Annotated in this window: 11 protein-coding genes; 8 read left to right on the top strand and 3 right to left on the bottom strand. The window is 70.0% G+C overall.

From position 1 onward, the window contains the following. Window positions 1-64: 64 nt before the first annotated feature. Window positions 65-286 carry an antitoxin gene (locus GC106_RS25750; RefSeq protein WP_376777765.1) on the top strand — a complete coding sequence of 74 codons (222 nt, stop codon included), beginning with the start codon at window positions 65-67 and terminating at the stop codon, window positions 284-286. Between the two features lie 108 nt (window positions 287-394). On the opposite strand, the gene GC106_RS25745 is transcribed toward GC106_RS25750, so the two are convergent. Next, window positions 395-898 (bottom strand): hypothetical protein, encoded by a 504-nt coding sequence (locus GC106_RS25745; RefSeq protein WP_173135810.1) that lies wholly within the window; start codon window positions 896-898, stop codon window positions 395-397. A 49-nt stretch (window positions 899-947) separates the two neighbouring features. On the opposite strand from GC106_RS25745, the gene GC106_RS25740 reads away from it, so the two are divergent. The 5 genes from GC106_RS25740 to GC106_RS25720 are packed head-to-tail and all read left to right on the top strand — an operon-like array spanning window position 948 to window position 5,990. Next, window positions 948-1,118: a hypothetical protein gene (locus tag GC106_RS25740; protein WP_173135807.1), complete on the top strand. Its 171-nt coding sequence runs from the start codon at window positions 948-950 to the stop codon at window positions 1,116-1,118. Beyond that, entirely contained in the window at window positions 1,115-1,882 is a 768-nt protein-coding gene (locus tag GC106_RS25735) for an LmeA family phospholipid-binding protein (RefSeq protein WP_173135804.1), read from the top strand. Before GC106_RS25740 ends, GC106_RS25735 begins: the two co-directional genes overlap by 4 nt. Before the next feature lie 9 nt (window positions 1,883-1,891). Next, window positions 1,892-3,322, top strand: coding sequence for a flavin-containing monooxygenase (locus tag GC106_RS25730; protein WP_173135801.1), 1,431 nt, complete (start codon window positions 1,892-1,894; stop codon window positions 3,320-3,322). A gap of 5 nt (window positions 3,323-3,327) precedes the next feature. Then, the gene (locus tag GC106_RS25725) at window positions 3,328-4,863 is read left to right on the top strand and encodes an aldehyde dehydrogenase family protein (protein ID WP_312872843.1); all 1,536 of its coding nucleotides are present in this window, start codon (window positions 3,328-3,330) and stop codon (window positions 4,861-4,863) included. Next, window positions 4,860-5,990 carry an NAD(P)/FAD-dependent oxidoreductase gene (locus tag GC106_RS25720; protein WP_312872842.1) on the top strand — a complete coding sequence of 377 codons (1,131 nt, stop codon included), beginning with the start codon at window positions 4,860-4,862 and terminating at the stop codon, window positions 5,988-5,990. The genes GC106_RS25725 and GC106_RS25720 overlap by 4 nt, the downstream gene beginning before the upstream one ends. A gap of 20 nt (window positions 5,991-6,010) precedes the next feature. Here the strand turns inward: GC106_RS25720 and dprE2 are convergent, their stop codons facing one another. Then, window positions 6,011-6,739 carry a decaprenylphospho-beta-D-erythro-pentofuranosid-2-ulose 2-reductase gene (dprE2, locus tag GC106_RS25715; protein ID WP_173135797.1) on the bottom strand — a complete coding sequence of 243 codons (729 nt, stop codon included), beginning with the start codon at window positions 6,737-6,739 and terminating at the stop codon, window positions 6,011-6,013. 67 nt (window positions 6,740-6,806) lie between these two features. On the opposite strand from dprE2, the gene GC106_RS25710 reads away from it, so the two are divergent. Both GC106_RS25710 and GC106_RS25705 read left to right on the top strand, forming a co-directional pair. After that, on the top strand, window positions 6,807-8,015 hold the full coding sequence (locus GC106_RS25710) for a DUF1015 family protein (protein ID WP_173135795.1): 1,209 nt from the start codon (window positions 6,807-6,809) through the stop codon (window positions 8,013-8,015). After that, complete coding sequence (locus GC106_RS25705; RefSeq protein ID WP_173135793.1) at window positions 7,990-10,593, top strand: ATP-binding protein; 2,604 nt, start codon at window positions 7,990-7,992, stop codon at window positions 10,591-10,593. The genes GC106_RS25710 and GC106_RS25705 overlap by 26 nt, the downstream gene beginning before the upstream one ends. 5 nt (window positions 10,594-10,598) lie before the next feature. Here GC106_RS25705 and GC106_RS25700 read toward each other — a convergent pair whose 3' ends face one another. Then, on the bottom strand, window positions 10,599-11,165 hold the full coding sequence (locus GC106_RS25700; RefSeq protein WP_173135791.1) for a DUF3558 domain-containing protein: 567 nt from the start codon (window positions 11,163-11,165) through the stop codon (window positions 10,599-10,601). Window positions 11,166-11,199: the final 34 nt, after the last annotated feature.

Genomic DNA, 11,199 nt, shown 5'->3' with positions numbered 1-11,199 from the left:
CGGGAACGGCAGTGGGTACCTCAGACGTTGAGAGGACGAAAGCACCGCTTGCGAAAGGTTCGTCATGGCCCGAATGTTCCGAAAGCTGACCGTGCTTGCCGGTGCGGCGGAGGCCGCTCGACGGTACGCCAAGAAGAACCCGGAGAAGGTCGCGCAGATGGCCGACAAGGCCGGCAAGTTCGTCGACCGGCAGACCAAGGGCAAGTACCACCACCAGATCGAGAACGCGGTCCGTAAGGTCAAGGGTCGTCCGGGTCCGGGCGCGCCTGGGCAGAGTCCGTACTGATCAGCCTCGGCGATGGGCGGCCTCCGGGCCGCCCTTTTCCTCGTGAGCGTTTATCAGGGTTAGAACCCGGATAAACACTCACGACCCCACGCTGGAAGGTGACCGGCGCTAGTTGCAGGACCAGCCGGCCGACAACCACTCGGGAGCGGGCTGCCGTTCGGCCTCACACCACTCCAGCAGCCCGATGGTCCACAGCAGCGAATGCACGACGACATCCAGGGTGGTGGGCACGGTCCGCTCACGCAAAGCCAGGTCGAGCTGGAAATCGGCCTCCTCCGGCCGGCCGTTCAGCTCGGCCAGCAGGGCCCTGACGGTGGCCCGCAGCGGAGGTTCCAGCTCGTCGATCGGCACCGCGAACTCGTCGTCGTCACGCAGATCCACCGCGTACGTGACGTCCGGGGGCGGCGAGCCCACTCGCAACAACATCATCTGAGCCGACGCGGAGACCAACTGCCCGACGATCAGGCGGGTGTCCGGCCCGACGACGCCCTGGTGGCCGGTGAGCCTGCGGAGCGCTTCGAAAACGCCGTCCGTGTCCCCTTCCCTGGCCACGTGCACCAGCTCCCGGGCGCCGGCTCGCGCCCGGTCGAGTAAGTTTCTGTCGTCCTCCACGGCGCACGGGTACCCCGCACGAGCCGCCGACAATCGCTACGGTAGAGGGATGGCACAGTTCGGCGAACTGTTCGGCGCTCCGAAGCTGCGCAAGGAGAGCTCCGACGACCAGGGCGACGGCGAGCGGTTCGAGCACGGCCCGCTCGACCTGGATTCCGGCGTCGTGCGCATCCGGCCGCGCGCACGCAAGCCGGACGAACCCCGGGACCCGGCCGAGTGACGTGGCCGTGGCGCGAGCTGGAAGGTCTGTTCGCCGCCGGGAAGGCCCTGGTGCCGGGCAGCCCGGCGACGGTGCTGCAGGCCGCCGTCCGCGCCGCGGGTGACCGGGTCATCGGCCGCGAGGTGACGATGCGCGTCGCCGACGCGGACGTCACGCTCGTCCCGGTCGAGATCGACACCGAACTGGACACGGTCGGGCTGGCGCTCGGCCAGGTGCCGTGGCTGCGGGTCGTGGCCCAGGACGTGACCTGGCCGGGCACCCCGGTCCAGCTGCTCGCGGTCACCGCGAGCGACGTGCGGTTCCAGTCGTTGCCGATGCCCAGCGTGCAGGCCAACGAGGTGTCCGTGGAGATCACGCTGGCCGCTGACGTGGTCCGGGCCAAGGTCGCGGAGCTGCAACCCGATCTGGTCGTGGACATCGGCGACGACAGCGTGATGCGGGTGCGCTGGGCACCGCGCCGTTCGTGGGGCCACGTCGAGGTCGAGCCGGTCGTCGCCGGCGGCGGCGTGCACCTGCGGCCGAAGGTGTTGCAGGTCAGGAACTTCCGGTTCCGGGCGGTGGACCGGCTGCGGCCGGCGGTCGTGGAGATCCCGGATCTGCCGCGCGGGCTGCGGCTCACCGGGGTCGAGCTCGGCGAGAGCCGGCTCGTGCTGCGGGGCGAGGCCGAGCGGTGGCACGAGCGAATCCCGCTGATCGACCTGCTGACCTGGCTCGCGACAGCCGCAGCCACGTTCACTCTTCCGGCTTTCCCTGGACGCCGTTAACGTCGCCGGATGACCAAGGTTGGGATCATCGGGTCGGGATTCGCCGGAATCGGTGTCGCCATCGAGCTGCGGCGAGCCGGGGTCACCGACGTCACCCTGCTGGAGAAGGCCGCCGAACTGGGCGGGGTGTGGCGCGAGAACACGTATCCGGGCGCGGCCTGCGACATCCCGTCGCCGCTGTACAGCTTCTCCTACGAGCCGCATCGCACGTGGCCACGCCGGTACTCCACCCAGGCGGAGATTCACGATTACCTGAGGGCCACCGCGAAGAAGTACGGCATCGACGAGCACATCAGGTACAACACCGAGGTCACCGCGGCCGAGTGGGACGGCCGCTGGCGCGTGGCCACCGCATCGGGCGACACGTTCGAGTTCGACGTGCTGATCCCGGCCGTCGGCCAGCTGTCCCGTCCCGCGATGCCCGACATCCCGGGGACGGACACGTTCCAGGGCCACAGCTTCCACTCCGCGCGCTGGGACCACGACCACGACCTGAGCGGCAGACGTGTCGCGGTCATCGGCACCGGTGCGAGCGCGATCCAGTTCGTGCCAAGGATCCAGCCGCTGGTCCGGTCACTGACGCTGTTCCAGCGCACGGCGCCGTACCTGCTGCCGAGGCTCGACCGGCAGTACCGGTGGTGGCACCACGAGCTGTTCCGGCGTGTGCCACCGGTGCAGTCAGCCGGCCGCGGCGGGATCTGGGCGGTCTGCGAGCTGCTGACCAAAGGCTTGGTCGGCAACCAGGCCATCGCGAGGACCGTCCAGCGCACGGCCCTGACGTTCCTGACGATTCAGGTCAAGGATCGGGCACTGCGGGAGAAGCTCACCCCGGACTACCCGGCCGGATGCAAGCGGATCCTGTTCGCCACCGACTACTACCCCACGCTGGCCAGGCCGAACGTGCACCTGGAGACCACCGGGATCGCCGAGATCACGCCCCGGGGCGTCAGAACCGTGGACGGGGCCGTGCACGAGGCCGACACGATCATCTACGGAACCGGTTTCGACACCACCGATTTCCTTGCCCCGCTGCACATCCGTGGCCGTACGGGCCGGGACCTGCGGGCGGACGCGTGGGCCGAGGGCGCTCGCGCGTACCTGGGAATCTCGGTGCCGGAATTCCCGAACCTGTTCCTGATGTACGGCCCGAACACCAACCTGGGCGCCGGGTCGATCATCTACATGATCGAACGCCAGGCCCGGTACATCGCGCGACTCGTCCGCGCCATGCGGCCGGGGCAGGCGATCGAGGTCCGCGCCGACGTGGCCGAGCGCTTCGACGACGAGATGCGGCAACGGCTCGCCGGCACGGTCTGGACCTCGTGCGGTAGCTGGTACCGGACCGCTTCCGGGCGTGTGGTCAGCAACTGGCCCGGTCTGGTGGCCGAGTACGACCGCCGGACGAAGACCGCGGACATGGGGTCCTATGTCCTAACGTGAGATCCGTGCTCGAAACGACGATCGCAGGCGAAACCTGGTCAGCGGGAACCGACTACCAGTCGCTCAACCCCGCGAATCTCGACGACGTGGTGGCGACGGTCCGGCTGGCCGGCCCGGACGCCCTGAGGGCCGCCGCCGAATCCGGCAGGCGGGCGCAACGCGAATGGGCCGCCGTACCGGCGCCTGTCCGCGGCCAGTTCGTCGCCGCTCTCGGCCGGTTGGTCGCGGCCAACAAGGAAACGCTCGCGCGGCTGGTCACCCGGGAGATCGGCAAGCCGATCGCCGAGGCCCGCGGCGAGGTGCAGGAGATCGTGGACACGTGCGACTTCTTCCTCGGCGAGGGGCGGCGGCTCTACGGCCAGACCGTGCCGTCGGAGATGCCGGACAAGCAGTTGTTCACGTTCCGGGTGCCGGTCGGTGTCGCCACGATCATCACGGCGGGCAACTTCCCGGTCGCGGTGCCCTCCTGGTACCTCGTGCCCGCCCTGCTGTGCGGCAACGCCGTGGTGTGGAAGCCGGCGCAGTACGCGGCCGCGAGCGCGCGGGCGTTCGCCGACCTGATCTGGCACGCCGGGTTGCCGCGAGGCGTGCTGAACCTGGTGTTCGCCGACGGACAGTCCACTTTCGACGGTCTGCGGGACTCGCTCGGCGCCGGCCTGGTCGACAAGGTCGGTTTCACCGGGTCGAGCGCGGTCGGCGCGCGGATCGGCGAGCTGTGCGGACGACACCTGCAGTCGCCGTGCCTGGAACTGGGCGGCAAGAACCCGATGGTGATCACCGAGGACGCCGATCTCGACCTGGCTGTCGAAGGCGCGTTGTTCTCCGGGTTCGGCACGGCCGGTCAGCGCTGCACGTCGCTCGGCACGGTCATCGTCCACGAGAGCGTGCACGACGAGTTCGTCCGCCGGTTCGACGCCGCGGTTCGTGCCGCCAAGGCGGGCGCACCGGACGACGACGTCCTTTTCGGACCGTTGCTGGACCGGAAGTTCGCCGAGTCCTACGAGCGGTACCTGGGATGGATCGGCGAGCACCACACGGTGCTCGGTTCGACCGGAATCGGCCGGATCACCGCGGACAACCCGCGTGACGGCTTCGTGGGCGACCCGGAGAAGGGTCTGTTCTACCACCCGGTGATCCTCGACGGCGTCCGGCCGGACGACCGGGTGTTCCTGGAGGAGACGTTCGGCCCGATCGTCGGCGTGACCACCTACAGCACGTTCGGCGAGGCGATCGAGCTGGCCGGCAAGCCGGGCTACGGGCTGTCCGCCTCGGTCTACACCACCAGCCCGGCGACCGCTTTCCGCTTCCGGCAGGGCATCGGCGCCGGCATGGTCAGCGTGAACAACTCGACGTCCGGCGCCGAGGCGCACCTTCCGTTCGGCGGCAACGGCAAGTCCGGCAACGGCAGCCGCCAGTCCGGGATCTGGGTGCTCGACCAGTTCACCCGGTGGCAGTCGATGAACTGGGACTTCTCCGGCAGGCTGCAGAAGGCGCAGATGGACGTCGCCGTGATCGACCCGGACGAGAGCTTCCGGCTGTGACCGAGGTCGTCATCATCGGCGGTGGCGTGATGGGTGTGAGCACCGCGTTCCATCTCGCCGAGGCCGGCGTGGACGTGGTGCTGCTGGAGCGGGACACGCTCGGCTCCGGCAGCACCAGCCGTGCGGCGGGTGGGGTGCGTGCGCAGTTCTCCGATCCGGTGAACATCGCGCTGGGGCTGCGGAGCCTGGAGGCGTTCGAACGGTTCGGCACGCGGCCGGGCGCCGAGATCGACCTGCGGCAGCACGGCTATCTGTTCCTGTTGGACGACGCGGACGACGTGGCGGCGTTCGAAACCAGTGTGCGGCTGCAGAACTCGCTCGGCGTGCCGAGCCGGATGATCTCAGTCGAGGAGGCGCGTGAGCTCTCGCCCTTGATCTCGGCCGAGGGCCTGCTCGGCGCGGCTTTCTCCCCGCGTGACGGGCATTGCACACCTGAAGCCGTGGTGCAGGGTTACGCGCGGGCCGCCCGGCGGTTGGGTGCCACGATCCGGCAGCGTTGCCGGGTCACGGGAATCCGTGTCGAGGACGGCGAAATCGTCGGCGTGCAGACCGATCAGGAGTTCGTCCGGACTTCCACCGTGGTGTGCGCGGCGGGCGCGTGGTCCGCGGCGATCGGCGAGATGGCCGGGGTTTTGTTGCCGGTCCGGCCGTTGCGCAGGCAGATCCGGGTCACCGGACCGATGCCGGTGCCGCCGGATCTGCCGTTCACGATCGACTTCGGCAGCACGTTCTACTTCCACCCGGAAGGCCCGGGACTGCTGATCGGGATGTCCGATCCGGAGCAGGACTTCGGCTTCGACACAAGGGTGTCCGACGAATGGCTGGAACGGCTCGGCGCCGCGGCCACGAGGCGTGCGCCCGCGCTGACCGACGTGGGAATCGCACGCGGCTGGGCCGGGTTGTACGAGGTCTCGCCCGATCACAACGCCATCGTCGGGGAATCCGCCACGGTGAGCCGGTTCCTGTACGCGACCGGGTTCTCCGGTCACGGTTTCCTGCAGGGACCGGCCATCGGCGAAGTACTGCGTGACCTCGTCCTCGGCCGCACTCCCGTGGTCGACGTGTCCTCTTTGGACGTGACGCGGTTCGCGACCGAAGCCGTACGGCGGGAGCACAACGTGGTCTGACCGTCCTGGGCCACCGCCGGTCACCTCGGCATGCGCCGCCAGACGGCTCGGGGCACCAGCCGCATGACCGCGAAGACCCACCGGAGGATTCCGGGCACCCACACCTCGGGCTTCTTGCGCCGCAACGCTTTCACCGTCGCGTCAGCGACCTGGTCCGGCGTACTGGAGAACGGCGCGGGGGCCATCCCCTCGGTCATCCGGCCGATCACGAAGCCCGGCCGCACGGTCAGCACCCGGACACCGCTCGCGTGCAAGGCGTCGGTCAGCCCGGACGCGAATCCGTCCAATCCGGCCTTGGCCGAACCATAGACGTAGTTGGCCCGGCGAACCCGGACACCGGCGACCGAGGAGAACACCACGATCGTGCCACTCCCCTGCGCCTTCATCAGCCGTGCCAGGTGAGTCAGCACGCTCACGTGCGCCACGTAGTCAGTGTGGACGATCGACACCGCGTGCACGGCGTCCACTTCCGCCTTCTCCTGCGAGCCGAGGACGCCGAACGCGGTGACCACAACGGACACCGGGCCGAACCGGGAGAAGACGTCCTCGAGCAACGGGCCATGGGTTTCGAGGGCGTCCGCGTCGAACTCCACTCGTTCCACCCGGGACGCTCCGGCGTCCAGGAGCGCCTGCGATTGCGCATCGAGCGAAGCGCTACGCCGGGCGGCCAGCACGACTGTGCCGGACGCGAGGCGCCGGGCCACTGCCACACCGATCTCACTACGTCCGCCGAGTACGAGTACGGTCACCCGGCGATTCTTACAGGGCGTATGCACGGGGGTTCGCCGGGCCGGAAGCGGTATACCGTTGATCGGTATGGACGCCTGGGTTTCGCCGGTCCGGCACGGCTGGGTGGTACGCGACACCGTGCCCGGCCCGGACGTGGACGAGTTCGCCGAACCCGACCAGGTGATCACCGCCCTGGCCCAGCCCGGCGCCGCGGACGGCACGCTGCTCGCCGTGCAGCATCCGCACCGGACTCCGGCCGCCCGCAGGCAGGGACTGGCGCTGCGGGAGGCGTTGCCGATCGCGCACACCGCCTTGGACCAGTTGCGGGCCAGCCACTACGACCAGGTCACGGATGTCGTCGGGGTGGCGTGGGGTGACGGGCCGGAGGGATCCGCGCTGGGCTTGATGTGCGTGGTCGATCCCGCCGCGGTGAACGCCGATGGGCTGACGTTCGTGCGCCACACCGAGGAGGTCTACCCGGACGTCGTGGCCGAACGAGCCGCGGTGCTCAGCGGGCTGCGGTGCGCGACAAGTGCGGCGATGCTCGTACCCACGGATGGCGGTGAGCAGTTCACGCGGCTGTTGTGTGACGCTGTCGCGCGACTCGGCGCGCCTACCGTGTCGCTGACCGATGCGTCGGGCCGCCGGAGCCGGATGTGGCTGGCCGGGCAGGGCGACTTGCAGGACACGCTGATCGAGGCCGCGTGTGCGCAGTCCCTGCTCGTGGCCGACGGCAACCATCGGGTCGCCGCGGCCACGCGAGCCGGGCACGGTTCGCTGCTCGCGCTCATCACCGCAGGTCCTGACCTGCGGATCGGCCCGATCCACCGGGTGCTCACCGGCACCGGCCTCGGTCTCGCGGAGTTGGCCGGCCGCTGGCGGCAGGCGGGGCTGGACGTCCAGCCGACCGGTGAGCGCACCGCCCCACGGACTCCGGGGACAGTCGTGGCCGTCGCGGGGCCAGACGCCGTGCAGGTGAAGCTGCCCGGTGACGACCTCGACCACCGGCTGGTCGAACAGCTGATGATCGAGCGTGCGTTGGGTTTGGACCCAGCCGGGCCCAACGTACGGCCGCTGCCGCAGGGCCGTCCGCCACGGTCGGATGCCGACGCCGTCCTGCTGATCGCGCCCGTGCCGTTGCCCGACGTGCTCGCGGTGCACGCGGCCGGCCGGCGGATGCCCCGCAAGGCCACGTACTTCACGCCCAAACCGCGCAGTGGGCTGTTGCTGGCCGATATCCCGTCGACTCCGCGAGTAGACTCAGGGGTTGATGAAATCCCAGGTCATCGGGCGTGATCCGGAGCTCGCGGCGCTCGCGCGAGCGCTGGACCGACCGGGCGGGACGATTCTGCTGCGCGGGCAGGCGGGAATCGGCAAGTCGGCGCTGGCCCAGCACGCCCTTGAGCTCGCGGCGGCCCAAGGCCTGACCGTTCTGCGGGGGCAGGCTCACCCGTTGCACGCCGGGCTGGCGTACGCGCCGATCGTCGAGGCGATCCGGCCGTTCGCGGACGCGTTGCCGGACGAGGGCATCGGCGAGTTGCTCGCTTCCCGGCAGACCCCGATCGCTCCGCTGGGCGGCGACCCGGACCTCAACCGCACGAGGATGTTCGAGGCCGTGACACGGCTCGTCCAGCACTTGGCGCCGGCCGTGTTCTTCGTCGACGACCTGCACTGGGCCGACCGCGGCACGATCGAACTGGTGCACTACCTCGGCCGCAACACCGAGCGCGTGCTGGTGCTCGCCGCATACCGGCCGGGTGAAGCCAATCCGGCACTCGACGACCTGGCCGCCGCGGTCCGGCGGACCGGGACCGAACTGGCGTTGCCGCCGTTGACCGACGACTCCGTCGCGCGGCTGACCGGAGATCTGCTGGGGCAGACCCCGGCGCCTTCGTTGCTCGACAACATCACCAGGCGCGCCAAGGGTGTCCCGCTGTTCGTCACCGCCCTTGTCCACAGTGGTCTTAACCGCTCCGGCACGGTTCCGGTGATCGTCCGTGACGTCGTGCTCGACCGCCTGCGGATGCTGACGGCTCCCGAACGCCGGCTCGTCGAAACCGTCGCGGTGGCAGGCGAAGCCGCCACGAGTGAAGTGCTCGCAGCGGTGTGCGACGCCCCGGCCGTGCTGAAAAAGCTGATCACCGCAGGTCTGATCACCGAGCACACGGCCGGTCGTGGGCTGGCCTACCGGGTGGCGCACCCGCTGTACGCCGAGGTCGCCTACGCCGAGATGACGCTCGGTGATCGGCGGGCGCTGCACGCGGCGGTGATCAGGGCGATCGAGCGGGTCCACCCCGACGACGTGCTCACGTTGGCGCCGCACTACCGGGAGGCCGGTGACCTCGTCGACCGCGGCCGGGCGGCGCGGATCATGGGCCAGGCCGGTTGGCGTGCCTTGGCGATGCGCGCGCCCGACGAGGCGATCCGCTACCTTCGCCCGGCCGCCGAGATCGCCGCGCCGGAGGACGTGCCGGTGCTCCTCGATGGTCTCGGCCTCGCACACCAAGCGCTCGGCCAGTTCGACGCCGCGGTCGACGCCTGGACCACCGGGCTCGTCGCGGCCCGTCGGCACGACCTGGCCGCCATCGCCGGCAAGCTCCGCTTCCACCTGGCCGTCCTCAACGCGGAACGCCAGGGCAGCGACGCCGCCGTGAATCACCTCGCCGCCGAGGCGGCGGCGATCCAGCCGCACTTCCCCGAGGCGGCCGCGCACCACTTCGCCTTCGTCATGCGGCACGAGCAGGAGGCGGACCTGCGTGCGGTGACCACAAAAATGGCGGCGCTCGCGCGACCGGACCGGCCCAGTGCCGCCCAAGCGGTGGGCAATCTGGGCGCGGCGATCCGCTCGATGCTCGACGGGCGGTTCCACGCCGCGCTCGCGCAGGCCGAACAGGCCGTCGCCCAAGCGGAACTCTGCGAAGCCGAGGACCCGATCCACGTGCAGTACACGAGCCTTGTGCTGAGCCCCTTGCGAGCGTTGACGGGAAACGTTTCCGGCGCGATCGACGCCGCGCTGGCGGCAGTGCGTTCCCCGTATTCGATCGAAACGCCGACGCACACGTGCTATTCGCGATACGTGCTTTCCTGCGCGCGGTATCTGTCGGGCGACATCGCCGCCGCGCTCCGGGAAACGGACATGGCCCTGGCGTCGGCGGCGGAGCTGCCGCGATATCAGGCCCGCGTCTCGGCCTTGCGTGCGTTCCTCCTCGCCGAGCAGGGAAAACTCACCGAAGCCTCGGCAGTGCTGATCAGGGCCCGCGAAGTGTGCCCGGCGCCCGATCTCGGCGCGATCGAGGCGATCCGGCTGGCGGAGGCCGTGATCGCCGTGCACCAGGACCGGCCTGCCGAGGCCGGCGACTTCCGGTTCTTCTCGTTGTTCTGCGATCCGTACACGGCCATGATGCGACCGGTGTTCACCCGGTCGACGGATGCGTTGCGTGCGTTCGGACCAGAAGCGGACCTGGCGATCGCCGTAACCGACCGCGATGCCGAGCGGTTGGAGTCCATGGGGGCGGTCCTGTTCGCCGCCCAGACGCGCCTGGACGTGGCCGAGCGGAACCGGGATTCCCGCGCCGCCGTGCGGGCGCTGGAGGTGTTCGAGCGGGCCGGGGCCGTCCCCTGGGCCAACCGTGCCCGTCGGCTCGCCCGGTCATTGGGCGTACGAATCCCTGGGCTCCGCGTGGCCGGCCCGTTGTCCACACGGGAGACCGATGTCGTACGGCTGCTCGCCGAGGGCTTGTCCAATGCGGACATCGCCGCCCGGCTGTTTCTGAGCCAGCGGACCGTGGAGACCCACCTGCGGAACAGTTACGCGAAGCTCGGGCTGGGCTCCCGGGTCGCCCTGGCCAGGTGGGGCGCGGAGAACCTGGCCTGATCCCGTCAGCTCCTGGCGATGTCCGAGATGATGGCGTTGGCCAGCAACTCCGCGTCCGGGCAGGGAACGGGGTAGTTGAGGGTCTTCGGGTCGGCGATCGTCGTGGTCACGGTCAGCAACGCGTTCTCGGCCACCCCGACGCTGACCGTGCAGCGGCCCTGGTCAGGCACGGAGCGGTCGGGGTCGTAACGCACCGCCGGGTAGTTCCGCACGTCGGTCGGTTCGAAGTACGGCAGCCGGACCCGCTTGCGGTACAGGCCTTCCAGGCCGCCGGAGGCCAGGTCGATGGTCGCGGTCATCTGCGGCTGCTGCGGCGTCTTCGCGCGCCACGTGCACGTGTTGCCGCCCTCGTTGACGCCTTCGGCCAGGTCCCTGGTGATCGCCTGGCCCGGCTTGAGCATCGAACAGGGGGCGTCGGCGTACTGCTCGATGTCCAGCGGCAGGGGGATTTCCGGGGCGAGCCGGCTCGGGCTCGGCGGCGGTGTCGCCATGGTGATGCCTTGGGTGTCACGCGAAGCGCAGCCACCCAGCAAGACTATGCACGCCATCACGCCGAGACCGATCCGGATCATTTCCTCCGCGCTCCCTTAGCCGGGACGTTCGTAC

The sequence above is a fragment of the Kibdelosporangium persicum genome (assembly GCF_013280595.1).
GTDB classification, from domain to species: domain Bacteria; phylum Actinomycetota; class Actinomycetes; order Mycobacteriales; family Pseudonocardiaceae; genus Kibdelosporangium; species Kibdelosporangium persicum.
The sequence above is the reverse complement of the archived record's forward strand: the minus strand, read 5'-3'. Positions and strand labels throughout refer to the sequence as shown.